Source organism: Nonomuraea sp. NPDC050783, assembly GCF_040802095.1.
Taxonomy (GTDB): domain Bacteria; phylum Actinomycetota; class Actinomycetes; order Streptosporangiales; family Streptosporangiaceae; genus Nonomuraea.
Genome location: NZ_JBFAHK010000034.1, coordinates 50,413 through 74,409 on the forward strand (window position 1 = coordinate 50,413; position 23,997 = coordinate 74,409).

Here is a 23,997-nt window from a genome sequence, read left to right on the forward strand (position 1 = left end):
TCACTTCGAGGTGGTCGGGCTGGCCGTCGGCGTCGGCGTCTCGCAGCTGCCGTCGATGACGACCAGCTTGACCACCTTGCCCTCCTCCAGCATCGTCCCGCCGGCCGGCGACTGGGCCTGGACCTTGCCGCAGCGCAGGCCGTCCGTGGTGACCGTCTTGTTCTCCACCCGCACGTCGAACCCCGCGTACGAGACGAGCTGCTGGGCGTCCTGGTAGCGCATGCCGACGACCTTGGGCACCTGGGCCTTCTCCGCCGTCGAGGTGGGGGTGTGGGTGGGGGTCTTGGTGGGGGTGGAGGTGGGGGTCTTGCTCGGCGTGACGCTCGGGCTCGGCGACCTCTCCTCGGTCTCCACCGGCTGGTGGCGGGTGATGGTCGGCCTGGAGCTGGGGCTGGGACTCTTCGTCCTGGGCCGCTTCGGCTTGGACGTCGACGGGCTGGGCGACTCCTCGACCTCGCTGAGCTGGCTCGTGCTGGGCGGCGTCGGCGTGTCGGTGGTCATGCCGGTGAGCGCGACCGCCGTCGCGCCCGCGCCGAGCACCACCACGGCGGCGATGCCGGCGATCAGCCCGCCCCTGCGCGGCCCGGCCTTGGCGGCCCGCCGGCCGCCGCGCCGCTCGGCGATCGTGGTCTGCTCCTGGGGCGCCATGCGGGCGCCGGTCTTGTAAGCGTCGTAGTGGCCGGTCTGCCCCTGCCGCGCCGCGTAGTCGCCCTGGTAGTCGCCCTGGTAGTCCGGCGGGGCCGCCATGGTGGCCCCGGTGGCCAGGGTCTGCTGGGGCTGCTGGGGCGCCGCCGGCGGCTCGGGGACGGCCGGGGCCTGCCCGCTGGCGATGGCCCTGGCCGCCTCGCTCATGGCCTTGGCGGTGGGGAAGCGCCTGGCCGGGTCCTTCGACAGGGCGACCTCGACGAGGGTGCGCACGGGCTGCGGGATGTCGGCCGGCAGCGGTGGCGGGGCCTCGCGGATGTGCTTGAGCGCGATCGTGACGGCGCTGTCACCGTCGAAGGGCCGCTGGCCCACCAGGCACTCGTAGGCGACCACGCCGAGCGCGTAGATGTCCACCGCGGGCGTGACGGGCGCGCCCTCGGCCTGCTCGGGCGCGCAGTAGGCGGCCGTGCCCAGCACCATGCCGGCGTCGGTGAGCCGGCTGGCCAGGTCGGAGCGGGCGATGCCGAAGTCGGTGAGCACCAGGGTGCCGTCGCGCTGCACGAGCAGGTTGCCCGGCTTGACGTCGCGGTGCACGATGCCCTGGTCGTGGACGGCCTGCAGGGCGGAGGCGGCCTGCGCGATGAGCTCCATGGCCGCCTGCGGCGGGATGCGGCCCAGCCTGGCCAGCAACCGGTCGAGAGGCTCGCCGTCGACGAACTTCATCACCAGGTAGACGGTGTCACCGCTGATGCCGTAGTCGTAGACGTCCACCACGCCGGCGTGGTTGATCGTGGCCATCGCCCGCGCTTCCCCCTGAAAGCGAGCGACGAAGCCGGGGTCCTGCATGCGGCCCGGAAGCAACACTTTGACGGCGACGGTGCGGGCGAGCACGGTGTCCTCGCCTCGCCACACCTCGCCCATGCCACCGGCGCCGATGCGGGTATCGAGACGATACCGCCCCGCCAGTGTGGTTCCCTGGGCCACCATGATTCCCCCGCTACCCTCCTACCTCTGTAACCTCTCGCCCCCGCGGGTTCCCAACAAAGCGAACTTGTGTCGCGGCGAGGTAACACAGTGGTCACGGAACTCAGAGAGTGTACGACTCACCTGACTCACATGCCACTCAAATGTCTTAAGCCGTACAAACCATATCCTGGGGCCTTCTAGTGGCACTTGTCCGCGTTTCCGGGAAGTCGGGGCTCTGTCGATAGGCTGACCCCATGACGCTCGCTCCCGGTCTCCGCTCTCAGCAGCTCATCATGGTCGAGATGTCGGACACCGCGAAGCGGGCGGGCAGCGGCGACGTGCCCGTGCTGGCCACGCCCCGGCTGCTCGCGCTGGCCGAGGCGGCCACCGTACGGGCCGTCGAGAAGCACCTCGCACCCGGCGAGACCTCCGTCGGCACCCGGGTGGAGCTCGAACATCTGGCGGCCAGCCCGCTCGGCACGCACGTCCAGATCGGGGTCGAGCTGACCGAGGTGGACGGCCGGCGGCTGGTCTTCGCCTTCGAGGCCCACGACAAGCACGGCGTCGTGGGCCGGGGCACGATCGAGCGCGTCGTGGTCGACCGCGCCAGGTTCCTCGAGAGCGCCCACCGCCGCCTGGGGTGAGGAACGGCGGGAGCGCGAGCGGGGCGGCCTACTCGATGACGGCGATGAGGTCGCCCTCCTGGATGACGTCGCCCTCGGCGACCTTGAGCCGCGCCACCACGCCGTCGTCCTCGGCGATCACCGGGATCTCCATCTTCATGGACTCCAGGATGACCAGCGTGTCACCGTCGGAGACGGTGTCGCCCTCGCTGACGAGGACCTTCCACACGTTGGCCACCATCTCAGCGCGTACCTCAGCCACCGGGGCTCCCCTCTTTCATGAATGTGTTCACCTTAGGCCCGCCCGCCGCGCATCCGCGCGATCAGGCCCGTGTCGTAGTCGCCGCTGACGAACTCCTCGTTGTCCAGCAGCTCCGCGCAGAACGGCAGGTTGTTCTTGGGGCCGGCGACCGCGAACGCCTCGACCGCCTTGCGCCCCTTCGCCAGCGCGTCGGCGCGGTCCGTGCCGAAGACGCAGAGCTTGGCCATGAGCGGGTCGTAGAACGGGGTCACGGTGTTGCCGGCCTCGTAGCCCGAGTCCACGCGCACGCCGTCGCCGCTCGGCTCCTCCCACGTCGTGATCGTGCCGGGGCCGGGGAAGAACCGCTTGGGGTCCTCGGCGTACACGCGGAACTCGATCGCGTGCCCGCGCGGCGCGACGTCGATCCCGGGGCTCTCGCCGGCCGCCACCCGGAGCTGCAGCTCGACCAGGTCGAGGCCGGTGACCAGCTCGGTGACCGGGTGCTCCACCTGCAGGCGGGTGTTCATCTCCAGGAACACGAAGTCCTGCTGGTCGGCGTCCACCAGGCACTCGACCGTGCCCGCGCCCAGGTAGCCGACGGCCTCGCCGGCCCGCACGGCGGCGGCCAGCATGCGCTCGCGCAGCTCCGGGGTGATGCCGGGGGACGGCGACTCCTCGACGACCTTCTGGTGGCGGCGCTGCACCGAGCAGTCGCGCTCGCCCAGCGCCACGACCCGGCCGCCGGGCAGGCCGAGGATCTGCACCTCGACGTGGCGGGCCCGCTCGATGTAGCGCTCCAGCAGCACCGCGGGGCCGTCCAGCGCGTCGCCGGCGAACCTGGCCGCCGCCCGCGCCGCCTGCTCGTACGCCTTGGCCAGCGCCTCGTCGTCGTGCGCCACGCTCATGCCGATGCCACCGCCGCCGCCCGCGGTCTTGACCATGACCGGGTAGCCGATCTCCTCGGCGGCCCGCAGCGCCAGCGACAGGTCGGTGACCGGCTCGCGGGTGCCCGCGGCGACCGGCACGCCGGCGGCCTCCATGAGGTTCCTGGCATTGATCTTGTCGCCCATGCGGTCGATCGCCTCCGGCGAGGGACCGATCCACACCATCCCGGCCTCGACCACGGCCCGGGCGAACGCGGCGTTCTCCGACAGGAAGCCGTAACCGGGGTGGATCGACCGCGCGCCGGTGGCGCGGGCCGCCTCCAGCACCTTGGCGGCGTCGAGGTAGCTCTGCGCGGGATGGGCGGGGCCGATCAGCACGGCCTCGTCGGCCTCGCGGACGAACGGCAGGTCGGCGTCGGCCTCCGAGTGCACGGCGATGGCCCGCAGGCCCATCCGCTTGACCGTGCGGATGATCCGGCGCGCGATCTCCCCTCGGTTGGCGATCAGAACGGGTCCGAGCGTCTCAGTCAGCACGCCGAATACCCTATGGCCGCGGGCGGCTTCCCCCCTTTCCCCCGAAACCACCGATCCGGTCAGCATGATCTGTAGGATCCCTACAATTGTGAGCCGCCCGCAACGCGGTAGAGCTCCGGCGGAGTGCGGAGGAGCACAACCCGGTCAGAGCCGGCCGCGGTCGATCACCCGGGTCAGCGCCTCCAGCGCGTGCGGGTCGTACGCGCCGCCCGGCGCCAGCCGGATGCGCTCCAGCGCCGCCACCGCCCGGTCGCGGTCGGTCGAGGGGCCCACCAGGTCGTCGTAGGCGTTGGCGACCTTGATGATGCGGCTCGACAGCGGCGGGTCGGCGGAGATCGGGTCGCACTGCCGCCGCACCACCTCGGCCACCCGGTCGAGCACGCCGGTCTGCCTGATCACCTCGGCGCCCAGCTCGGCGATGCGGCGGGCCTGATCGGGGTCGGTGAGCACGGTCGCGCCGCCGGGGATCGGGTCGCGCAGCGAGAGCTGGCCGATGTCGTGCATCAGCGCGGCGTACTCCAGCTCCAGCAGCTCCGGCTCGGCCATGCCCAGCTCCCTGCCGACGGCCACGGCCAGGCGGCTGACCCGGCGCGAGTGGCCCGGCTCGACGTAGCCGCCGACCTCGGTGACACGCGACAGGGCGCGCACGGTCTGCAGGTAGGTGGCGCGGATGCCGGCGTACTTGCGGAAGGCCACCTGGGTGACCAGCAGCGGCGCGGCGAACACCAGCAGCGCCACCAGGTCCATGCTGTGGGTGGCCAGCGCCAGCAGCACGCCGGAGGCGGCCACGGCGGCGCCCAGCGGGAAGGCCATGTTGAGCTCGTCGCGCACCGCCACCCGGAACGCGGTGCGTACCTGCTCGGCCCGCAGCCAGGCGGCGATCAGCACGTCGGCGAGCAGGCTGATCGCGATGAGGGAGACCATCACGGCCAGCGCCGGCCACCAGGTGCTGGTGGGCGGCTCGGTCAGCCGGCGCAGCGGCTCGGCCAGCGGGCGGAAGGCGAAGGCCAGCAGCGCGATGGCGAGCAGGCGGCGGGCCATCGCGTCCAGCCGGGGCGGGCGGCCCACGGCCAGGTGAGGGGCCGCACCCGCCGCCATGCCGACCGCGATCACGGCCACGACCTGCAACGCCGGGTGGTTGAGCGGGTCCTGGCTGAGGTCGAGCAGCAGCGTGTAGCCGAGCGCGGCGGCGGCGCCGATCGGCGCGACCTCCCGGTTGCCCGGCATGGTGAGCCGGGCCAGCTCGCCGACCGCGATCAGCGCGCCGAACCCGATCGCGATCTGCGGCTGGACGAGCCCCACCGTGGCGGTGTGGGCGACACCCGCCACCGCGATCAGCCCGGCCACGCAGATGAGCAGGAGCTGGCCCGGGTCGAGCGTGCGCAGGACGGTGTTGAACGAGCGCCCTGTGGTGTGCGCGGCGCGTCCCGTGGCGATCATGGCCCCGTCACGACCTGGATCGGCATGGTCGGGTCGTCGTGGTCCTTGATGGGCGTCGCGGCGGCCTCGGGCGGCGGCGGATCGACCCGGCGCGGCGGCTGCCACGGCTCGCGGTCGAGCGCGCGGATGAAGGCGTCGACCATGACCGGGTCGAAGTGCGTGCCGGCGCTCTTGCGCAGCTCCTCGATGGCCTCGTGGACGGGCCGCGCCCCCCGGTAGGAGCGGTCGGAGGTCATCGAGTCGAACGCGTCGGCCACCGCGATGACCTTGGCGAACTCGGGGATCTCGTCGCCGGCCAGCCCCATAGGATAGCCGGTGCCGTCGTGCTTCTCGTGGTGGTGCATGATCCCGGCGTACGCCTCGTCGAGGAAGCCGATGCCGCGCACGATCTCCAGGCCGCGCATGGGATGGAGCTGGATGGCGGCGAACTCCTCCTCGGTGAGCGGCCCCTCCTTCTGCAGCACCTTGGTGGGCACGCCGAGCTTGCCGACGTCGTGCAGCATGCCCGCGTACCGGATGGCCCGCACCCGCTCCAGGCCCATGCCGATCTCCTGCGCGATCATCGAGGAGGCGTGCGAGACGCGCGTGCAGTGGCCCCTGGTGTAGTAGTCCTTGGTCTCCACGGCCTGGCACAGGGCGGCGATGGTGGCGTCGTACGAGCGCTGCTGCGCGTGGTACTGGCCGAACGCCCACCGCGCCACGAACAGCGGCAGCAGCACCAGCACCGCCGAGATCGACTGCACGGTCGCCCAGAGCCCGGCCACGAGCAGCCCGAACGTGCCGTACCCCAGGTAGGACAGCAGGAACTGGGCCATGCCGCGCATCGGCATCTCGGTGGCCCGCGCGCCGGTGGCCAGCGCGATCATGGTGAGCGTGAGCGCGATGTTGAGCGGCACGAAGACGGCGGTGGCCGCCGCGTACGGCCCGATGAGGTCGTCGAAGGCGTTGACCTGCGGCACGCCCACCTGCCCGTCGAACGCCAGGTAGACCTGCCCGGCCGCGTAGCCGCAGATCGCGAACTGGGCCCCGTTGAAGAGCCGTTTGATCAGCGGCAGCCCCGGCCGGACGCTGAGCACGGCGGTCAGCCCCACCAGCGCGGCGCCGTCGGGCCCGATGAGCACCACGGCGGCCAGCGAGGCCGAGAAGCTCACCGACACGGCGAACTGCTCCACGTTGAGCAGCGTCGGCATCGACTCGCACACCAGGAACAGCAGGGCGAGCACCAGCAGGACGTCGAGGTCCTCGGTGATCACCGGCGCACCGGTGACGACCGCGCTGCGGGCGATGAGAGCGGCCGCCGCGCCGATGACGACGACCAGGTAGACCCTCGCGGGCCAGGGCAGGTCACGCATGCGGCTCCCCCTACGGCGTCTTCTGGGTTTCACGCTACAGAAGACGGCGCGGTCGCACGGCCGGAGCCGGAAATCGCAAGCAAAGCGTAATCAAGCGGCTACACGCCGCGACGACTTCTGGCCCACTCGACGGTCTGCTTGAGCCCGGTCGTCAGGTCGGTGCGCGGCTGCCAGCCCAGCCCCTCGTGGGCGGGCACCGGATCGACCGCCATGGCCGGCAGGTCGCCCAGGCGCGGCGGCGCGAAGCCCGGCTTGTCGGGGGCGCCGGCGGCGTCGGCGATGAGCGAGTGCAGGCGCCGGTCGGTGGTCTGGATGCCGGTGCCGAGGTTGAACCTGCGGCCGTCGCCGCGCTGCCCGCAGGCGCGGGCGAAGCCGTCGACGACGTCCTCCACGTAGACGTAGTCGCGGGTCTGGGTGCCGTCGCCGTAGACGACCGTGGGCGTGCCGTTGAGCAGGGCGTCGGTGAAGATGGACACGACGCCCGCCTCGCCGTCGGGCGACTGGCGCGGGCCGTAGACGTTGGAGAGCACCAGCGTGGTGTACTCGATGCCGTAGAGGGCGCGGAACATGGCGAGGTAGGTCTCGCCGCTCAGCTTGGACGCCGCGTACGGCGAGCGCGGGTCGGTGGGCGCGTCGCCCGGCACCGGGATGGTCGTGGGCCGCCCGTAGACCGCCACGGACGAGGCGAAGACCACCTTGCGGGTGCGGCCCTCGTGCGCCGCCTCCAGCACGCGGACGGTGCCCTCGACGTTGAGCGAGGCGTCGTGCGCCGGGTCGGCGACGCTCTTGCGCACGCTGATCTGGGCGGCCAGATGGCAGACGACCTCCGGCCGCAGCTCGGCGGCGAGCCCCACCACGGCGGGGTCGCGCACGTCGAGCACGTGCAGCTGGAACCGGCCGCTCTCGGCGGCCCCGGCCAGGTTCTCCCGGCTGCCGGACGACAGGTCGTCCACGACGTGGACCTCGTGCCCGTCCGCGAGCAGACGGTCGACGAGATTCGATCCGATGAACCCGGCTCCCCCGGTGACCAACACGCGCATGGGGAGCATCCTAGTCGGCGAGCTCGGCCCTTACCTGTGCGATGCGGGCCAGGACCTTGGACCGCAGGTCGGCCGGGATGGGGTCACAGCCGCAGTGCTTGGCCACGAGCGCCTTGACCGCCTTGTCCAGGTCGTATTCCTTCAGGCAGGGGCTGCACTCGTCGAGGTGCACGCGGATGTCGACGACGTCCTTCTCGGTCAGCTCGCCGTCGAGATAGGCGTAGACCTTGTCGAGCACCTCGCGGCAGTCGGTGTCGTGCGGGTTGCCACAACTCATTTCGATCCCTCCGCCGGGACCAGGCCGCGCTCGCGGGCGTAGTCCTCAAGGAGGCCCCGCAGCTGCCTGCGTCCCCTGTGCAGCCTCGACATCACGGTGCCGATCGGAGTGCCCATGATGTCGGCGATCTCCTTGTAGGGGAAGCCTTCGACGTCGGCCAGGTAGACCGCGATCCTGAACTCCTCGGGCAACGCCGCGAGAGCCTGCTTGATGTCGCCGTCGGGCAGGTGCTCCAGCGCCTCCACCTCGGCCGACTTCAGCCCGGCGGAGGTGTGGGACTCGGCGCGCGCGAGCTGCCAGTCCTCGATCTCCTCGGTGCCGGACTGCTTCGGCTCCCGCTGCTTCTTGCGGTAGCTGTTGATGAAGGTGTTGGTCAGGATCCGGTAGAGCCACGCCTTGAGGTTCGTGCCCTGCTGGAACTGGTGGAACGACGCGAACGCCTTGGCGAAGGTCTCCTGCAGGAGGTCCTCCGCGTCCGCGGGGTTTCGGGTCATCCGGAGCGCGGCACTGTAAAGCTGTTCGAGATACGGCATGACGTCGCGTTCGAACCGCTCGCTTCGCTGCTCCAGCGTCTCCGCGCCTGTCGCGGGCACCGGACCCACCCCCCTAAGATCACCGGTGGCCGGCTGCTGCGGGACACCGTACTCAGGGGAGGATACCCGCTGAGCCGGGTCCGGCCTGGCATCGGGGAGGGGGTTGGCCAATGTGAGCATGCTCGTCGCAACACACCCGCGCCCTCGTCTGTTCCCGCAAGATAGAAGGTACGAAGGACCCGGTGCGGGGAACGTCATCTGTACCGGCTGGTAGCCCTTTTCCGTCACCCAGGAGTCGCGTGTGCTGCCCATTCCGGCCGAGGAACTCAACGGCTCAGGGACGCTCGGGCCGTACTGGACGTTCTACCGCGCCGTCGCCGCCGAACAACTCAACCGCTGGCTCCCCGCCGAGCCCTCCGTGGTCCTCGACCTGTCCGGCGGCCGGGGCCGCTGGTCCGGGCAGGCGGCCAGGGCGGGGCACAAGGTGATCGAGGTGCTGGACTTCCGCCGGACCGTGGACGGGCAGTCCCGGTTGCGGGACGCTGATCGGGTTCGTCATATACGCGCCGATGATCTGGCGTTCCTGCCCGATGCGAGCGTGGACGCGGTGCTCGCCGAGGAGCGCGTGATGTCGATCGAGCTCATGGCGGAGTCGGCCATGAGCGACGTGGCGCGGGTGCTGCGGCCGGGCGGGCGGGCGCTGGTGTGCGTCGACTCGCTGGTCCTGGGCATGGCGATCCTGGCCGAGCAGGGGCAGTGGCAGCACCTGCGGCAGACCGGCGAGGTCATGCTCGTGCCCTGGCCGGACGGCAGCATCACGCGCTGCTTCAGCAGCGGCCAGCTTCGCGAGCTGCTGGCCGGCGCCGGGCTGGAGGTGGAGTGGATGCGGCCGCGCACGGTGCTGTCGCCGTCCACGGTCGACCACGTGCTCGGCTCCGACGCGCGCTCCCTGACCTGGCTCGTGCGCACGGAGCTGGAGGCCCATCCCGACGACGACGACACCGTCGGCATCCACCTGGTGGCCAGCGCCCGCAAGAAGGGCTGAGACCCGCGCCTCGCGGGGGTCGGCCGCCGTTCTTCGTGTCCGGCGGCGCTCCGCCAGGCGTCCGGGTGTCCGGGCGGTGCGCTCCCGCCCGCGCCGTTACCGGCGGCGCTCCCGCTTGCCCTGGCACTGCACGCACCGGGCGGCCTCGGGACGCGCCTCCAGCCGGCCCTCCGGCACCGGCTTGCCGCAGTCGACGCACTGGCCGTAGACGCCTTCCTCCAGGCGCTTGATCGCCTCGACCACCGCGCGCCGCTGCGTCGTGGCGACGGTCAGCATGGCCTGGGCGCGATCGGCGTCGGTCAGGTCGGAGCCGGCGTCGGCCGCCGAGTGCTCGCGTACGGCGACCGGGTCTCCCTGGAGAACGGCGATCGAGCGATCCAGTTCGGCGAGCATGTCTTCAAGCCGCTCACGAGCGGTCGTGACGTCCACGAATCCGCACCTCCGGGTAGAAGAGGGCAGCCCGCGGCGAGGACCCCCCGGATGTCCCGCCCGGTGCAATGAGAGGGCATGTGAGGCGGTGACACCGAGTAAACGGATGCCCTCGCTTTCCTCACCGGATGCCCACTTACCGTGCTTCTTACACCTTAGAAGAGTGCTGTCTCCTCCCCTTCGGGAAGAGGTTTGATGAGGTCGGGCCCATTGTTCCTGACGTTGTTGACATCCGTCGAGACCGCGTACGCGGTGAGCCGCCCCTGCTCGGCGGGCACCAGCAGACGGGTGGCGTCCTTGGTGTCGGTGAGCTGGGGGTCGAGCCATTCCGCCCAGCGCTCCCGCTCGATCATCATGGGCATCCTGTCGTGGATGCGGCCGAGCTGGTCCTCGGCGTTGGTGGTGATGACGGTGCAGGTGGCGAGCCACTTGAGCGGGTCGTCGTCGTCCCGGGAGGGGTCCTTCCAGAACTCGTACAGGCCGGCCATCGCCAGCACCCCGCCGTCGGCCGGGTGGATGAAGTAGGGCTGCTTCTTGCGCTTCTCCCCCTCGACCGGCATCCACTCGTAGTAGCCGTCGGCCGGCAGCAGGCACCTGCGCTTGGCGAACGCCCTGCGGTAGGACGGCTTCTCGGCCACCGTCTCGATCCTGGCGTTGATCATCCGCGATCCCACGGACGGGTCCTTGGCCCAGGCGGGCACCAGGCCCCACTTGACGATCCTGAGCTGCCGCACGGCACGGTCGCCGTCCTGGGGCACGCGGTCCATGACGGCGTAGACGTTCTTGGTGGGCGCGACGTTGAAGTCGGGGCCGAGTTCCTTGTCGGGCTCGCCGTCCAGCTCGACCTGGAACTCCTCCAGCAACTCGTGCTTCTTGCGCGCCGAGGCGTATCTACCGCACATGACCCCACACTGCCACGTACGGCTTTCGATCGCATGTTCCTGTCGCCCGGCGCGCCCAGGTGACGTACCCGTAGTCCACAGGTTGCGGTCCGCCCCGGCACGCCCCGATAGGCTTTGACCATGCCCGCTCCGCACTGGCCCGCACCCACCGCCACCACTCCCGTCAGCGCCACCGTGCCGCTGCCCGGCAGCAAGTCGGTGACCAACCGCGCGCTCGTCCTCGCCGCCCTCGCCGAGGGCCCCGGCGTGGTGCGCAGGGCCCTGCGCAGCCGCGACGCCGACCTCATGGTGGCCGCGCTGCGGGCGCTCGGCACCACGCTGGAGCCGGCCGGCGAGACCCCGGCGAGCGTCGACTGGCACGTCACGCCCGGGCCGCTGCGCGGCGGCGCGGCCATCGACGCGGGCCTGGCCGGCACGGTCATGCGCTTCGTGCCGCCGATCGCCGCCCTGGCCGACGGGCCGGTCTCCTTCGACGGCGACCCGCACGCCCGCAAGCGCCCGATGGGCCCCATCCTCGACGCGCTGCGGGCGCTCGGGGCCCGGGTCGACAACGACGCGCTGCCGTTCACGATCAGCGGGCCGCCGGCGGGCGGCGAGGTGACGCTCGACGCGTCCGGCTCCTCGCAGTTCGTCTCGGGCCTGATGTTGTCGGCCGCGCGCTTCGCCAAGGGCGTCACCATCCGCCACGCGGGCCCGCCGGTGCCCTCCCAGCCGCACATCCGCATGACCGTGCAGATGCTCAGGGCGGCCGGCGTCACGGTCGACGACAGCGAGCACGACGTGTGGCGGGTCGAGCCGGGGCCGATCGCCGTGCGGGACGTCACGGTCGAGCCCGACCTGTCCAACGCGGCCCCGTTCCTCGCCGCCGCCCTCGTCACGGGCGGCACGGTCACCATCCCCGCCTGGCCGCTGACCACCACCCAGCCGGGCGACGCGCTGCGCGGCCTGCTCACCTCCATGGGCGCCACCGTCACCCGCGACGAGCGCGCGCACTCCGCCGACCTCGTGGTCACCGGCACCGGCGAGATCACCGGCATCGACGCCGACCTGCGCGAGGTGGGCGAGCTGACCCCCACCATCGCCGCGCTGGCCGCGCTGGCCACCACGCCCACCCGCATCCGGGGCGTGGCCCACCTGCGCGGCCACGAGACCGACCGGCTGGCCGCGCTGGTCACCGAGATCAACCGCCTCGGCGGCGACGCCGAGGAGACCGGCGACGGGCTGGTCATCCGCCCCCGCCCGCTGCACGGCGGCGTCTTCCACAGCTACGACGACCACCGCATGGCCACGGCCGGCGCGGTGATCGGCCTGCGGGTGCCCGGCGTGGAGGTGGAGAACGTCGCGACCACCGCCAAGACGCTGCCGGAGTTCGTCCCCATGTGGGCGGCGATGCTGGGAGCCCGGTGACCGGCGCGCCGGGGCCGGCGCGACCGGCGGGGCTCGCGGGTTTCGCGACCGGCGCTCCGGGCACCTCGCAAGGGGGCGACCCGGCCCGGCGTGCTGCCCGCACGCCGCCACCGTCCCTCGCCGGCGCCGCGCACCGGCGTCACGCCGCCCGGAGACCGCACGAAGACCGCATGAGGACCGCATGAGGAAGGAAAGCGAGCGCATGGGAGCGGACCGCTGAGAAAGCGGGAGTACGACGAGGACGACGTACGGGTCAGGCCGGGCAAGGGCTCGCGCCCGCGCACCCGCCTCCGTCCCGCGCACGAGGACGCCGTCGAGGGTTTCGTGGTCGCCGTCGACCGGGGCCGCTACACCACCCTGGTCGAGCCGGAGCGGCCGAAGGGCTCGGCGCAGAAACGCAGGTCACAGCAGCAACCCCGGCTCGTGGTCGCCATGAAGGCGCGCGAGCTGGGCCGCAAGGGCATCGTCGTCGGCGACCGGGTGGCCCTGGTGGGCGACGTGTCGGGCCGCCCCGACACCCTCGCCCGGGTGGTCCGCGTGGAGCCGCGCACCTCGATGCTGCGCCGCTCGGCCGACGACACCGACGACACCGACGGCATCGAGCGCCCGATCGTGGCCAACGCCGACCAGCTCGTCATCGTCGCCGCGCTCGCCGACCCGCCGCCCAGGCCGCGCATGATCGACCGGATCCTGGTGGCGGCGTTCGACGCCGAGATCGACACCCTGCTCTGCCTCACCAAGTCCGACCTCGCCCCGCCCGACGGGCTGGTGGCCATGTACGAGCCGCTGGGCGTGGCGCACGTCGTCGTCCACCGGGGCGGCTCGCTCGACGAGCTGCGCGAGCACCTGGCCGGGCGGATCAGCGTCCTGGTGGGCCACTCGGGGGTCGGCAAGTCCACGCTGGTCAACGCCCTCGTCCCCGACGCCAACCGGGCCGTCTCCCAGGTCAACGCGGTCACCGGCCGCGGCCGCCACACCTCCACCTCGGCGGTGGCGCTGGAGCTGCCGGAGGGCGGCTGGATCATCGACACCCCCGGGGTACGCAGCTTCGGGCTGGCGCACGTGTCGGTGGAGACGGTGCTGGCCGCCTTCCCCGACCTGATCGAGGGCACGGTCGGCTGCCCGAAGGGCTGCACGCACCTGGGCGACGGCTGCGCCCTGGACGCCTGGGTGGCCGCCGGCAACGCCGACCCCGCCCGCCTGGAGTCCCTGCGCCGGCTCCTGTCCAGCCGCGAGGGCACCCTCGACGACCCGGCCTCCGACCGCTCCCAGTGACCCACCCCCTGGCCGGGCCCGCACACCCGGCGGGGGCTCAGGGCCGACCGGGGTCCGGGGCCGGGCCGGGTTCGGGGCCGGGCCGGGTTCGGGGCCGGACCGGGTTCAGGGCCGGACCGGGTTCAGGGCCGGACCGGGTTCAGGGCCGGACCGGGTTCAGGACCGGTTGGGGCGCAGGGTCCAGGTGACGGTGACCGTGGACACCAGCGTGCCGTCGCCGTCCCTGAGCTCCACCCCCACGTCGAACACCGGCCGCTCCCCCGCGTCCAGCTTCGCGACCACCTCGTCCCGCGTCGCCGACAGCCGCGCCTCGGCGCGCACCTCCCCCTTGGCGAGCTTGCGGTACTCGACCGTGGCCCCGGTGGCCAGCGGCACGGCCCGGCTGAGCTGATCGCCCAGCAGGGAGAGCATCGCGGCCCCCGACGCCGACTCGGCCAGCGTGAACAGCGCCCCCGCGTGCGGCCCTGCCACGTGGTTGTGCAGGTCCTCCCGGTCGGGCAGCCGGCAGAGCGCCCGCCCGTCGGCCACCTCGTCGAAAGCGACCCCCAGAGTCCGGGCGAAGGGGACGGTCTCCAGCATCAACGCACCCACATCAAGCGACATGCACACATGCTACTGGTCGGTAACCGGAACGGGAGTTACCAGAAAAGAGCCGCCTGTGACTGATGTTCGGTCTCCCCGACACGGTAGCGTGGGCGACCGTGCAGGGTTACAGCGACGATCTACGCCTCGCGCACGTCATGGCGGACGCGGCCGACGACCTGACCATGCGGCGGTTCAAGGCCGTCGATCTCAAGATCGACACCAAGCCCGACCTCACCCCGGTCAGCGACGCCGACCGCGCCGTGGAGGAGGCGATCCGCGGCACGCTGCGCCGCGCCAGACCGCGTGACGCGGTCGTGGGCGAGGAGTTCGGCCGGACCGGCTGGGGCGCCCGCTCGTGGATCATCGACCCCATCGACGGCACCAAGAACTACGTGCGCGGCGTGCCGGTGTGGGCGACGCTGATCGCGCTCATGGAGTACGGCCGGGTCGTCGTCGGCCTGGTCTCCGCCCCGGCGCTCGGCAAGCGCTGGTGGGCGGCCTCCGACGGCGGCGCGTGGACCGGCAAGAGCCTGGCCAAGGCGTCCAGGATGCATGTCTCGTCGGTCTCCGGCCTGCAGGACGCGTCGTTCTCCTACTCCAGCTTCGGCGGCTGGGAGAAGGCCGGCAAGCTCGACAACTTCCTCGACCTCAGCCGCGCCTGCTGGCGCACCCGCGCCTACGGCGACTTCTGGTCGCACATGATGGTCGCCGAGGGCTCGGTCGACTTCTCCGCCGAGCCCGAGCTGTCGCCCTGGGACATGGCCGCGCTCACGGTCATCGTCGAGGAGGCCGGCGGCGTCTGGACCGACACCGCCGGCGTCCGCGGTCTGGAGGGCGGCAGCCTGGTCTGCAGCAACGGCGTTCTGCACGACGAGGTCATCGCCCGCCTCAACGGCACCAGGATCCGCTGAGCCCGGCGCCCGCCCGCCCGTCCCGCACCGCCGCCCCGCGCCGCCCGCCCCGCGCCGCCCGCCCCACGCCGCCCGCCCCGCACCGTCAACCCCGCGCCCTCACCCCCGGGCCGTAATTCCCGGGTCGTCACAACGCCAGCACCCTCCGCACCGCCTCCATCAGGCTCGCCCGGTAGGCCCCGCCGTACAACACCACGTGCACGAGCAGCGGATGCAACTGGTGCAGCGGCACCCGCTCCCGCCACCCGTCCGCCGGCGGCCACTCCTCCCGATAGGCCCCCAGCACCCGGTCCAGGTAGGGCAGCCCGAACAGCGCCAGCATGGCCAGGTCCGTCTCCCGGTGCCCGCCGTGGGCCGCCGGGTCGATCAGCACCGCCGATCCGCCCGACCACAGGACGTTCCCGCTCCACAGGTCCCCGTGGATCCGGGAGGGCGGCTCGGCGGGCCCCGCGACCTCGGCGAAGCGCGCCACGGCCCGCTCGACCTCGGCCACGTCGGCGGCGGGCAGCCGCGCCCGCCGCAGGAACGGCAGGACGCGCCGCTCGGCGTAGAACTCCGGCCAGGAGGCGCACGGCCGGTTGTCCATCGGCAGCTCGGCGATGAACCCCGGCCACGGCGCCCCGAAGCCGTCCGCCCCCGCCCGGTGCATCCGGGCCAGCTCCCGCCCGAACCGCTCGGCCGCCGCCGGCTCCGGCCGCTCCTCCTCGACCCAGGACAGCACCAGCCGTTCCGGCCCGGCCTCGATCACCTCGGGCACCGCGATCGCCTCGCCCAGCCACCGCAGCCCGGCCGCCTCCGAGACGAGCACCCCCGACGCCACCGCCCCCTCGGACCCGGCCGACTCCGCCGACTCCGCCGACTCCGCCGACCTCGCCGGCTCTGCCGCCCCCGCGGGCCCTGCCGGCCCCGCCGCGGCGGGCCCGCTCTTGACGAACACCTCGCGCCCGTCGTCCAGCACCCCCCGCAGCAGCCGCCGGCCGTGGGACGCGCCGAGCTCGCTAACCGATCTCATCGGCGATGTGCTTGGCCACGCCCTCGGCGGCCGCCTCGACCAGCGACAACACCTCCACGAAGCCCTCGCGGCCCCCGTAGTAGGGATCGGGCACCTCGGCCCCGGACGGCGCGGCCGGGTCGAAGGAGCGGAACAGCCGCACCTCCACCCCGGCGGGCGCGAGCCGCCGCAGGGTGGCCAGGTTGTCCCGGTCCATGGCCAGCACCAGGTCGTAGCGGTCGAACCAGTCGGCGGTGAACTGCCGGGCCCGGTGCTCGGCCCCGTCGTAGCCGTGCTCGGCCAGGATGCCGAGGGCCCGCTCGTCCATGGGGTCACCGACGTGCCAGTCGCCCGTCCCGGCACTCTCCACGATCACCTGGTCGCCCAGCCCCCGGTCCTCCAGGACCTTCCGGAGCACGACCTCGGCCATGGGCGACCGGCAGATGTTCCCCATGCACACCACGCACACGCGATAAGTCATGCCTTCCATCATGAGGGTGACCGGGGGCGTTCACCGTACGTTCACCCTTCCTAGGGAACCGAGTCACTTTCGCTGCGTAACTTCATGGCCGACTAAGGACCAAGTGGGAGGAACCCAACCGTGAAGTATGCAGGCCGGCTCGCCGCCGTCGCCGTCGCCGGCGCGCTCTCGCTCGCTGCGTGCGGCACAGACAACAACGCCGCCACCGGCAGCGGCGGCCCCTCGACCGCCAGCGCCGCCGCGGGCAACGACAGCGGCCTGAGCGGCACGATCAACGCTGCGGGCTCCTCTGCCCAGGCCAACGCCATCGACGAGTGGAAGAAGAACTTCCAGGCCACCAACTCCGGGGTGAGCATCAACTACCAGCCCAGCGGTTCGGGCGCGGGCGTGCAGGCGTTCATCCAGGGCACGGTCTCCTTCGCCGGCTCCGACTCGGCGCTGAACGACGAGAAGGGCGAGCCGGCCAAGGCCGACGCCCGCTGCAAGACCGGCAAGGCCATCAACATCCCGATGGTCACCGGCCCGGTCGCCGTGGTCTACAACCTGCCCGGCGTGGACGGCCTGCAGCTGTCCCCCAAGACGATCGGCGGGATCTTCAGCAGCAAGATCACCAAGTGGGACGACCCGGCCATCAAGGCCGACAACCCCGACGCCAAGCTGCCCTCCACCCCGATCCAGGCTTTCCACCGCTCGGACGAGTCGGGCACCAGCGACAACTTCACCAAGTTCCTCAAGGCCACGGCCGAGTGGCCGTACGAGCCGGCCAAGGCGTGGCCCGCCGAGGCCAAGGGCCAGGGCGCCAAGGGCTCCGACGGCATCGCCTCCTCGGTCAAGGACACCGAGGGCGCCATCAGCTACGTCGAGATGTCCTTCGCCGAGAACTCCCAGCTCCAGAAGGCCAAGGTCGCCAACGGCTCGGGCGAGTTCGTCGAGCTGACCGCCGACAGCGCCGCCAAGACGGTCGAGACCGCCGAGGTCAAGGGCACCGGCAACGACCTCAAGCTGTCGATCGACTACGCCACCAAGACCGCGGGCGCCTACCCGATCGTCCTGGTGACCTACGAGATCACCTGCGAGAAGGGGCTGCCCGCCGAGGAGGCCAAGCTGGTCAAGTCGTTCCTCACCTACACGGCGAGCGACGAGGGCCAGGCCGCGCTGAAGGAGCTCGGCTACGCCCCGCTGTCCGGCGGCCTGCTGACCAAGGTCCGCTCCGCCATCGAGGCCATCTCCTAGCCCCCGATGGCGACCCACACGAAGACCCGCGGCGGCGGGCCGGCCACGCGCCGGCCCGCCTCGCGGCGCACCTCCGGTGAAGGACCCTTCGCGTTCCTGGCCACGGCGGCCGGCGTCGTCCTGCTGGCGATCATGGCGGCCATCGCCGTGTTCCTCGTCGCCGAGGCGATCCCGGCGCTCCAGGCCAACAAGGGCAACTTCTTCACGGACCTGATCTGGGAGCCCAACAGCAGCCAGGTGTTCGGCATCGGCGCGCTGGCGTTCGGCACCGTGCTCAGCTCGGGCATCGCGCTGGTCATCGCGACGCCGATCGCGGTCGGCGTCGCGCTGTTCATCTCCCACTACGCGCCGCGCCGCCTGGCCGGGCCGCTCGGCTACCTCATCGACCTGCTCGCCGCGGTGCCCAGCGTCATCTACGGCCTGTGGGGGCTCGCCTTCCTCGTCCCGCTGCTGCGGGAGCCGTCGAAGTGGCTCAACGAGAACCTCGGCTGGTTCCCGCTGTTCGCCGGCGAGGGCGCGATCGGCGGCAAGACCATGCTGGCCGGCGGCGTCGTCCTGGCCATCATGATCCTGCCGATCATCGCGGCCATCTCCCGCGAGGTCTTCCTGCAGGTCCCCCGGATGAACGAGGAGGCGGCGCTCGCGCTCGGCGCCACCCGCTGGGAGATGATCCGGATGGCGGTGCTGCCGTTCGGCCGGCCCGGCATCGTCAGCGCGGCGATGCTCGGCCTCGGCCGCGCCATGGGCGAGACCATCGCGGTCGCGCTCATCTTCCCCGCCACCTTCGACCTCAGCATCCAGATCCTCACCCCGCACGGCAACAGCATCGCCGCCAACATCGCCAACGGGTTCGGCGAGGCCACCCCGATCGGCCGCGGCGCGCTGATCGCCTCCGGCCTGGTGCTGTTCATCATCACCCTGCTGGTCAACACGGGCGCTCGCCTGATCATCAACCGCCGCAAGGAGTACGCGAGGGCCGGCGCATGACCCTGCAGAACGAGGCCGTGGCCAGACCACCCGCCATCCAGCACATCTCGACCGGCCGTCGGATCAAGGACCGCTTCGTCCAGGGGCTGGTCTACCTGGCGTTCGCGCTGGCCGTGGTGCCGCTGATCTCGGTGCTGTGGCTGGTCGTCTCGAACGGCCTGGCCCGTTTCGACCTGGAGTTCCTCACCCACTCGATGCGCGGCATCGGTGCCCGCGACGCGGGCGGCGGCGCCTACCACGCCATCATCGGCACGCTCGAACAGGTGCTGCTCGCCTCGCTCATCTCGGTGCCGATCGGCCTGCTCACCGCCATCTACCTGGTGGAGTACGGCAACGGCGGCCGGCTGAGCCGGGCCATCAGCTTCTTCGTGGATGTCATGACCGGCGTCCCCTCGGTCGTCGCCGGCCTGTTCATCCTCGCGTTCTGGATCCTGTTCCTCGGCATGCCCTACAGCGGGTGGGCGGGCGCGATGGCCCTGTCCATCCTCATGATGCCGACCGTGGTCAGATCCACCGAGGAGATGCTCCGCCTGGTCCCCGCCGACCTGCGCGAGGCATCGTACGCGCTGGGCGTGCCCAAGTGGCGCACGATCCTCAAGGTCGTGCTGCCCACCGCGTTCACCGGCATCATCACCGGCGTCATGCTGGCCGTGGCCCGCGTCGCCGGCGAGACCGCGCCGCTGCTGCTCACCGTCTTCTACACCGACTCCATCAACAACGACCCGTTCAGCGGGCCGCAGATGGGGCTTCCTCTCTACGTCTTCGACCAGGCGGCCCGTCCGAACGACACCGCCATCGACCGCGCGTGGACCGGAGCCCTCACGCTCATTCTGATCGTCATGCTGCTCAACTTGGTGGCGCGCCTGATCGCCTGGTGGCGTGCGCCCGCCAAGGGCCGATAGGGGGTACCGCCGCTCATGTCCAAGCAGATCCAGGTCTCGGGTCTGGACGCGTACTACGGATCGCACAAGGCGATCGAGGACGTGTCGATGACCATCGAGCCGCGCTCCGTCACCGCGTTCATCGGTCCTTCCGGATGCGGCAAGTCGACGTTCCTGCGCACGCTCAACCGCATGCACGAGGTGATCCCCGGCGCCCGCGTGGAGGGCAAGGTCCTGCTCGACGGCGAGGACCTTTACAGCACCTCCGTCGAGCCCGTCTCGGTGCGCCGGATGATCGGCATGGTCTTCCAGCGCCCCAACCCGTTCCCCACGATGTCGATCTACGACAACGTCGCCGCCGGCCTGCGCCTCAACGGCCGCGTGTCGAAGTCGGAGCTCGACGGCATCGTCGAGGACTCCCTCAAGGGCGCCAACCTCTGGAACGAGGTCAAGGACCGCCTCAACAAGCCCGGCGCGGGTCTGTCCGGCGGCCAGCAGCAGCGGCTCTGCATCGCCCGCGCGATCGCGGTCAAGCCGCAGGTCCTGCTGATGGACGAGCCCTGCTCGGCCCTCGACCCGATCTCCACGCTGGCGATCGAAGACCTGATGGCCAAGCTCAAGGACGAGTTCACGATCGTCATCGTCACCCACAACATGCAGCAGGCCGCCCGCGTCAGCGACCGCACCGCCTTCTTCAACCTGGCCGGCCAGGGCCAGCCCGGCAAGGTCGTCGAGATGGACGAGACCTCGCGCATGTTCACCAACCCGAGCCAGAAGGCCACCGAGGACTACATCACGGGGCGCTTCGGCTGATGACCCGACAGCAGGCGGCATCCACGATGCTCGGGGACGTGCGGACCAAGCCCGTGCTGCTCATCGCCGATCCCGACCGCAATGTGGTCGACGACGTGGCGAGCGCCCTCGAACGCGAGGGCGTGTCCGTCACCGACGCGCCGGACGGCGCCCAGGGACTGCTGCAGGCGGGGGCCCTGCAGCCGGACGTGGTGCTCGTCTCGGCCATGCTCCCGGTCATCGACGCGGTGGAGTTCGTCCGCGCGGTACGGCTCGCCCGGGCCGTACCGGTGCTGCTCGGCGTCGGTGAGGGGCACGCCGAGCAGGCCGTCCGCGCCCTCGCGGCCGGGGCCGCCGCCTGCGTGGCCAGGCCCTACCGGGTGCCGGAGCTGCTGCCGTTCATCCAGGCGGCCTCGCCCGAGTCGCGCAAGGTGCTCCAGGTGGGCGGCGTCGAGCTGGACGTGCAGGCCTACCAGGTACGGGTCGGCGGGCGGGCGGTCCACCTGCCGCTGCGGGAGTTCGAGTTGCTCCAGTACCTGATGCGCAACGCCGACCGCACGGTCACCCGCGAGCAGATCATGCGGCACGTGTGGCACACGGCGGCCGCGACCTCGACGAACACCATCGCCGTACACGTCAAGCGGCTGCGCGCGCGGCTGGGCGACGAGGACGACCAGCTCATCCAGACCGTACGCGGCGTCGGCTACCGCCTGGTCACCCCGGGCATGACCGGAACTCTCGCATGACGCTCCGGACGACGCCCTCGACGGTCGCGATGCCGTAGCCGACCTCCGGGCTGCCCTCGCTGAGCACGGCCACGGCGTAGTCGTGGTCCTCGTCCCTGATCAGCCCGACGCTGATGACGGCCCAGCGCTCGGTGGAGACCCGCTTGAGCCAGCCGTTCTTCAGCGCCACCCGCTCGCCCCGGCACGCGGCGGCGCTCAGGCCCCAGTCCTGGCCGTCCGCGACCTCGCCCATGAGGGCGAGCACCCGCTCGCGCTCCGCGGCCTTCAACGGGCTCCTGGCGGACACCAGGGCACTCATGAGGCGGATCTGGTCATCCACCGACGTATGGGTGATTCCCCAGCAATACAGGTCAACGCAGGCGCCCGGCACGCCCTGGGTGTGCTTGAGCCCGAACCGCCGCGCCGCCTTCGTGAACCCGGCCGCGCCCCCGATCCGCAACCAGAGCCGGTCGGCGGCGTGGTTGTCGCTGGAGCGGATCATGAGCTCGGCGTCGCGCCGGACCTCCGCGGACAGCTTCCGCCACGGGGTTTTCAGCAGCAGCCCCATGAGGATGAGCACCTTGGAACTGCTCGCGGTGATCAGCCGCTCGCCCGGGTGGTAGCGGTAGAGCCGCCCCGAGGCCAGATCCTTCACCATCGCGGTGACCGGTCCCGGACGGCCCGCCAGGAAGCGGTCGAGCCGCCCGGTGACCCGCTTCGCGGAGATCGGCTTCAGCGCCTCCTCGGCCGCCACCTGCTCGATCCGCCCCAGAGAGGTGCCCGTACCGGTACCGGCGCCGGTGCCCGCGTCAGCGCTCGTGCCCGCATCGGCGCTTGTGCCCGCGTCAGCGCTCGTACCCGCATCGGCGCTTGTGCCCGCATCAGCACCTACGCCCGCGTCCGTGCCCGCACTTCGGACGAGCGCGCCTCCGCGGATCCCCGCCTCAGCTCCTGCCTCCGCCCTTGCCTGCGCTCCTGTCCTTGCTCCTGTCCTTGCTCTTGCCTGCGCCTCTGCCCTCGCCACCGCTTCCGCTCCCACGGGGGCCGCCGTCCCGTGCCACCACACCGCGTGGACGGCCGACACCGCGGGCACCGCGACCAGCGACAGGACCAGGGCGACAGCGAGCAGCACACGTACTGCCGCTTGCCCCCGGCGCGTGATCACTCGGGCATTATGGCGAAAACCCGGATGAACCCGCTAGGCAGCCGAAGCCATCAGCTTCGCGATCGAGTCGTCGTCGCAGGACTCCCAGAAGCCGCCCACGACGTCCTCCAGGTGCTCCAGCGACTCCGCCTGGAACAACACATCCTGATATTTCGTGATGTCGTAGTGCATCGTCCCCATCGCCGCCAGCTCCAGCGGCCGGATGTCCATGCCCCGGAACTCCTCGATCTCTCCGTACGACGACAGGATGCCCGCCCCGTACGCCCGAAGCTCGCCCTGGTCCCGCATCACCCCGAACTCCAGGGTGAACCAGAACACCTTCGACACGAACTCCAGCGCCTCCTCGCTCTCCACCCGCCGTGCGGCCTGACCCGCCAGCCGGTAGAGGGCGGCGTAACGGTCGCTGGCCAGCGCGTTGGCGTGCCCGATCACCTCGTGGACGACATCGGGCTCCGGCGTGTAGAAAGGCACCGAATGGTGGCGGATGTACTGCGTGGAGTGAAAGAAACCATCCGCGAGCACCCCGTAGAAGTCCCGCAGCGGCACCAGCCCCGCCGCCGGCAGGTACCGGAACCCGGTGAGCGGCTCCAGCAACCGCGAGACCTCCTCCAGCTGCGGGATCCGGTCCGCCGGCAGCCCCAGTCGGGCCGCGCCGTCGAGGAACTCGGCGGTGGCGTACTTGGCGTGCTTGATCGCCAGCTCCCGGCTGACCATCGCCCACACCTCGTGCTCCTGCTCGGTGTACTCGGCCTCCGGAATCGGCGTTCCCGGCCGGTAGCCGACCGCCAGCCCCGCGATCGCGTTCCGCCGCGCCCGGTACACCGGGTCCGCGAACCCCGGATGCGACGCCGCCAGCTCGACCACCACCGACCCGTCCTCCTGGGCGGAGACCGGCGCGAAGTACTGTGCTTCCTCAAACATGACCAGATAACAGCAAGTCCCGCTTTTCCTGGCAAGAGCGCTCAATCCAACTGCGCGATACGCTCAATTCCGTACGCCGGAAGCGGCTTCCACTGGTCGAATCGCACACTCCCCTGGAGGGCTCTCATGGACGAGCTCGACGCCCGTCTCCTCGTGACCATGCGCGCCCACCCGCGCATCGGCCTGACCGAGCTCGCCCGGCTCCTGGGAGTGGCGCGCGGAACCGTACAGGCCCGCGTCGAGAAGCTGACCGCCCGGGGCGTGATCGAGGACTTCGGTCCCACGGTGTCCCCGGCCGCCGCCGGGCATCCCATCCTGGCCTTCGTCTGGCTGCAGATCGCCCAGGGCCGGCTGGAGGAGGCGGTGGCCGCCCTGCGCGCCGTCCCTCAGATCTTGGAGGTCCACGGGACCAGCGGACAGCACGACCTGTTGTGCCGCGTGGTGGCCAGAAGCACCGATCACCTACAGGAGATCATCGCCCGCGTCCTGGCCTCGCCCGCCGTGCAACGCACGGACACCACGATCGCCCTGAGCACCCAGATCCCGTTCCGCATCGAGCCGCTTCTGCAACAACCCCCAAATGCAGAAGGGCCCCGACGCTAAACGTCGAGGCCCTCCACAAAGATTGTCCGGCGGCGACCTACTCTCCCACACCCTCCCGAGTGCAGTACCATCGGCGCAGAGAAGCTTAACTTCCGGGTTCGGAATGTAACCGGGTGTTTCCTTCCCGCC

General features: G+C 71.5%; 26 protein-coding genes and 1 rRNA gene. 11 read left to right on the forward strand and 16 right to left on the reverse strand.

Going from position 1 to position 23,997, the window contains the following annotated elements:
- The gene (locus tag AB0H75_RS45905) at positions 1-1,632 is read right to left on the reverse strand and encodes a protein kinase (protein WP_367807545.1); all 1,632 of its coding nucleotides are present in this window, start codon (positions 1,630-1,632) and stop codon (positions 1-3) included.
- 233 nt (positions 1,633-1,865) lie between these two features.
- Between AB0H75_RS45905 and AB0H75_RS45910 the strand changes: the two genes are divergently transcribed.
- Positions 1,866-2,255 carry a thioesterase family protein gene (locus AB0H75_RS45910; protein WP_367807547.1) on the forward strand — a complete coding sequence of 130 codons (390 nt, stop codon included), beginning with the start codon at positions 1,866-1,868 and terminating at the stop codon, positions 2,253-2,255.
- A 28-nt stretch (positions 2,256-2,283) separates the two neighbouring features.
- Here AB0H75_RS45910 and AB0H75_RS45915 read toward each other — a convergent pair whose 3' ends face one another.
- From AB0H75_RS45915 to AB0H75_RS45945, 7 genes are all read right to left on the reverse strand, one after another.
- Complete coding sequence (locus AB0H75_RS45915) at positions 2,284-2,496, reverse strand: biotin/lipoyl-binding carrier protein (RefSeq protein WP_367807549.1); 213 nt, start codon at positions 2,494-2,496, stop codon at positions 2,284-2,286.
- A gap of 32 nt (positions 2,497-2,528) precedes the next feature.
- Complete coding sequence (locus AB0H75_RS45920) at positions 2,529-3,893, reverse strand: acetyl/propionyl/methylcrotonyl-CoA carboxylase subunit alpha (RefSeq protein ID WP_367807551.1); 1,365 nt, start codon at positions 3,891-3,893, stop codon at positions 2,529-2,531.
- A 144-nt stretch (positions 3,894-4,037) separates the two neighbouring features.
- Positions 4,038-5,333, reverse strand: a complete 1,296-nt coding sequence (locus AB0H75_RS45925; protein WP_367807553.1) for an HD-GYP domain-containing protein — start codon at positions 5,331-5,333, stop codon at positions 4,038-4,040.
- Entirely contained in the window at positions 5,330-6,685 is a 1,356-nt protein-coding gene (locus AB0H75_RS45930; protein ID WP_367807555.1) for an HD-GYP domain-containing protein, read from the reverse strand. Before AB0H75_RS45930 ends, AB0H75_RS45925 begins: the two co-directional genes overlap by 4 nt.
- A 98-nt stretch (positions 6,686-6,783) precedes the next feature.
- On the reverse strand, positions 6,784-7,725 hold the full coding sequence (locus AB0H75_RS45935) for an NAD-dependent epimerase/dehydratase family protein (RefSeq protein ID WP_367807557.1): 942 nt from the start codon (positions 7,723-7,725) through the stop codon (positions 6,784-6,786).
- Between the two features lie 10 nt (positions 7,726-7,735).
- The gene (rsrA, locus tag AB0H75_RS45940) at positions 7,736-8,002 is read right to left on the reverse strand and encodes a mycothiol system anti-sigma-R factor (RefSeq protein ID WP_367807559.1); all 267 of its coding nucleotides are present in this window, start codon (positions 8,000-8,002) and stop codon (positions 7,736-7,738) included.
- Positions 7,999-8,604 (reverse strand): sigma-70 family RNA polymerase sigma factor, encoded by a 606-nt coding sequence (locus AB0H75_RS45945; protein WP_367807561.1) that lies wholly within the window; start codon positions 8,602-8,604, stop codon positions 7,999-8,001. Before AB0H75_RS45945 ends, rsrA begins: the two co-directional genes overlap by 4 nt.
- A 232-nt stretch (positions 8,605-8,836) precedes the next feature.
- Here AB0H75_RS45945 and AB0H75_RS45950 point away from each other — a divergent pair, with 232 nt between their 5' ends.
- Entirely contained in the window at positions 8,837-9,580 is a 744-nt protein-coding gene (locus AB0H75_RS45950; RefSeq protein WP_367807563.1) for a class I SAM-dependent methyltransferase, read from the forward strand.
- 96 nt (positions 9,581-9,676) lie between these two features.
- Here the strand turns inward: AB0H75_RS45950 and AB0H75_RS45955 are convergent, their stop codons facing one another.
- Both AB0H75_RS45955 and AB0H75_RS45960 read right to left on the reverse strand, forming a co-directional pair.
- A complete protein-coding gene (locus AB0H75_RS45955) occupies positions 9,677-10,009 on the reverse strand; it encodes a TraR/DksA family transcriptional regulator (protein ID WP_367807565.1) in 333 nt (110 codons plus the stop codon).
- A gap of 155 nt (positions 10,010-10,164) precedes the next feature.
- Positions 10,165-10,911, reverse strand: a complete 747-nt coding sequence (locus AB0H75_RS45960) for an SOS response-associated peptidase (RefSeq protein WP_367807567.1) — start codon at positions 10,909-10,911, stop codon at positions 10,165-10,167.
- A 120-nt stretch (positions 10,912-11,031) separates the two neighbouring features.
- Between AB0H75_RS45960 and aroA the strand changes: the two genes are divergently transcribed.
- Together aroA and rsgA are read left to right on the forward strand one after the other, a co-directional pair.
- Positions 11,032-12,318: a 3-phosphoshikimate 1-carboxyvinyltransferase gene (gene aroA, locus AB0H75_RS45965; RefSeq protein ID WP_367807569.1), complete on the forward strand. Its 1,287-nt coding sequence runs from the start codon at positions 11,032-11,034 to the stop codon at positions 12,316-12,318.
- Positions 12,319-12,534: 216 nt separating this feature from the next.
- Positions 12,535-13,593, forward strand: coding sequence for a ribosome small subunit-dependent GTPase A (gene rsgA, locus AB0H75_RS45970; protein ID WP_367807595.1), 1,059 nt, complete (start codon positions 12,535-12,537; stop codon positions 13,591-13,593).
- Between the two features lie 156 nt (positions 13,594-13,749).
- On the opposite strand, the gene AB0H75_RS45975 is transcribed toward rsgA, so the two are convergent.
- Positions 13,750-14,196, reverse strand: a complete 447-nt coding sequence (locus AB0H75_RS45975; protein WP_367807571.1) for a DUF4442 domain-containing protein — start codon at positions 14,194-14,196, stop codon at positions 13,750-13,752.
- Between the two features lie 98 nt (positions 14,197-14,294).
- Between AB0H75_RS45975 and hisN the strand changes: the two genes are divergently transcribed.
- Positions 14,295-15,089 (forward strand): histidinol-phosphatase, encoded by a 795-nt coding sequence (gene hisN / locus AB0H75_RS45980; RefSeq protein ID WP_367807573.1) that lies wholly within the window; start codon positions 14,295-14,297, stop codon positions 15,087-15,089.
- Positions 15,090-15,216: 127 nt separating this feature from the next.
- Here the strand turns inward: hisN and AB0H75_RS45985 are convergent, their stop codons facing one another.
- Together AB0H75_RS45985 and AB0H75_RS45990 are read right to left on the reverse strand one after the other, a co-directional pair.
- Positions 15,217-16,101 carry a fructosamine kinase family protein gene (locus AB0H75_RS45985; protein ID WP_367807575.1) on the reverse strand — a complete coding sequence of 295 codons (885 nt, stop codon included), beginning with the start codon at positions 16,099-16,101 and terminating at the stop codon, positions 15,217-15,219.
- A complete protein-coding gene (locus AB0H75_RS45990) occupies positions 16,088-16,561 on the reverse strand; it encodes a low molecular weight protein-tyrosine-phosphatase (protein ID WP_367807577.1) in 474 nt (157 codons plus the stop codon). The genes AB0H75_RS45985 and AB0H75_RS45990 overlap by 14 nt, the downstream gene beginning before the upstream one ends.
- Positions 16,562-16,681: 120 nt before the next feature.
- Between AB0H75_RS45990 and pstS the strand changes: the two genes are divergently transcribed.
- The 5 genes from pstS to AB0H75_RS46015 are packed head-to-tail and all read left to right on the forward strand — an operon-like array spanning position 16,682 to position 21,200.
- A complete protein-coding gene (pstS, locus tag AB0H75_RS45995) occupies positions 16,682-17,794 on the forward strand; it encodes a phosphate ABC transporter substrate-binding protein PstS (protein WP_367807579.1) in 1,113 nt (370 codons plus the stop codon).
- Positions 17,795-17,800: 6 nt separating this feature from the next.
- The gene (gene pstC / locus AB0H75_RS46000; RefSeq protein WP_367807581.1) at positions 17,801-18,781 is read left to right on the forward strand and encodes a phosphate ABC transporter permease subunit PstC; all 981 of its coding nucleotides are present in this window, start codon (positions 17,801-17,803) and stop codon (positions 18,779-18,781) included.
- Positions 18,778-19,683, forward strand: coding sequence for a phosphate ABC transporter permease PstA (pstA, locus tag AB0H75_RS46005; RefSeq protein WP_367807583.1), 906 nt, complete (start codon positions 18,778-18,780; stop codon positions 19,681-19,683). The genes pstC and pstA overlap by 4 nt, the downstream gene beginning before the upstream one ends.
- A 15-nt stretch (positions 19,684-19,698) precedes the next feature.
- The gene (gene pstB, locus AB0H75_RS46010; RefSeq protein WP_367807585.1) at positions 19,699-20,475 is read left to right on the forward strand and encodes a phosphate ABC transporter ATP-binding protein PstB; all 777 of its coding nucleotides are present in this window, start codon (positions 19,699-19,701) and stop codon (positions 20,473-20,475) included.
- Between the two features lie 38 nt (positions 20,476-20,513).
- Positions 20,514-21,200: a response regulator transcription factor gene (locus AB0H75_RS46015; protein WP_367807587.1), complete on the forward strand. Its 687-nt coding sequence runs from the start codon at positions 20,514-20,516 to the stop codon at positions 21,198-21,200.
- Here AB0H75_RS46015 and AB0H75_RS46020 read toward each other — a convergent pair.
- A complete protein-coding gene (locus AB0H75_RS46020) occupies positions 21,169-21,933 on the reverse strand; it encodes a serine hydrolase (protein ID WP_367807589.1) in 765 nt (254 codons plus the stop codon). The genes AB0H75_RS46015 and AB0H75_RS46020 overlap by 32 nt on opposite strands.
- 444 nt (positions 21,934-22,377) lie before the next feature.
- Positions 22,378-23,265, reverse strand: coding sequence for a phenylalanine 4-monooxygenase (locus AB0H75_RS46025; RefSeq protein ID WP_367807591.1), 888 nt, complete (start codon positions 23,263-23,265; stop codon positions 22,378-22,380).
- A gap of 126 nt (positions 23,266-23,391) precedes the next feature.
- Between AB0H75_RS46025 and AB0H75_RS46030 the strand changes: the two genes are divergently transcribed.
- Positions 23,392-23,868: an Lrp/AsnC family transcriptional regulator gene (locus AB0H75_RS46030; protein WP_367807593.1), complete on the forward strand. Its 477-nt coding sequence runs from the start codon at positions 23,392-23,394 to the stop codon at positions 23,866-23,868.
- Between the two features lie 24 nt (positions 23,869-23,892).
- Here AB0H75_RS46030 and rrf read toward each other — a convergent pair.
- Positions 23,893-23,997, reverse strand: a 5S ribosomal RNA gene (gene rrf / locus AB0H75_RS46035); the annotation flags it as partial.

Excerpts from the sequence above, each read along its gene's own strand:
- AB0H75_RS45905 (WP_367807545.1), bottom strand. The coding sequence starts at position 1,632 with ATGGTGGCCCAGGGAACCACACTGGCGGGGCGGTATCGTCTCGATACC.
- AB0H75_RS45910 (WP_367807547.1), top strand. The coding sequence starts at position 1,866 with ATGACGCTCGCTCCCGGTCTCCGCTCTCAGCAGCTCATCATGGTCGAG.
- AB0H75_RS45925 (WP_367807553.1), bottom strand. The coding sequence starts at position 5,333 with ATGATCGCCACGGGACGCGCCGCGCACACCACAGGGCGCTCGTTCAAC.
- AB0H75_RS45930 (WP_367807555.1), bottom strand. The coding sequence starts at position 6,685 with ATGCGTGACCTGCCCTGGCCCGCGAGGGTCTACCTGGTCGTCGTCATC.
- AB0H75_RS45935 (WP_367807557.1), bottom strand. The coding sequence starts at position 7,725 with ATGCGCGTGTTGGTCACCGGGGGAGCCGGGTTCATCGGATCGAATCTC.
- rsrA (WP_367807559.1), bottom strand. The coding sequence starts at position 8,002 with ATGAGTTGTGGCAACCCGCACGACACCGACTGCCGCGAGGTGCTCGAC.
- AB0H75_RS45960 (WP_367807567.1), bottom strand. The coding sequence starts at position 10,911 with ATGTGCGGTAGATACGCCTCGGCGCGCAAGAAGCACGAGTTGCTGGAG.
- aroA (WP_367807569.1), top strand. The coding sequence starts at position 11,032 with ATGCCCGCTCCGCACTGGCCCGCACCCACCGCCACCACTCCCGTCAGC.
- AB0H75_RS45975 (WP_367807571.1), bottom strand. The coding sequence starts at position 14,196 with ATGTCGCTTGATGTGGGTGCGTTGATGCTGGAGACCGTCCCCTTCGCC.
- AB0H75_RS45985 (WP_367807575.1), bottom strand. The coding sequence starts at position 16,101 with ATGAGATCGGTTAGCGAGCTCGGCGCGTCCCACGGCCGGCGGCTGCTG.
- AB0H75_RS45990 (WP_367807577.1), bottom strand. The coding sequence starts at position 16,561 with ATGACTTATCGCGTGTGCGTGGTGTGCATGGGGAACATCTGCCGGTCG.
- pstC (WP_367807581.1), top strand. The coding sequence starts at position 17,801 with ATGGCGACCCACACGAAGACCCGCGGCGGCGGGCCGGCCACGCGCCGG.
- pstA (WP_367807583.1), top strand. The coding sequence starts at position 18,778 with ATGACCCTGCAGAACGAGGCCGTGGCCAGACCACCCGCCATCCAGCAC.
- pstB (WP_367807585.1), top strand. The coding sequence starts at position 19,699 with ATGTCCAAGCAGATCCAGGTCTCGGGTCTGGACGCGTACTACGGATCG.
- AB0H75_RS46025 (WP_367807591.1), bottom strand. The coding sequence starts at position 23,265 with ATGTTTGAGGAAGCACAGTACTTCGCGCCGGTCTCCGCCCAGGAGGAC.
- AB0H75_RS46030 (WP_367807593.1), top strand. The coding sequence starts at position 23,392 with ATGGACGAGCTCGACGCCCGTCTCCTCGTGACCATGCGCGCCCACCCG.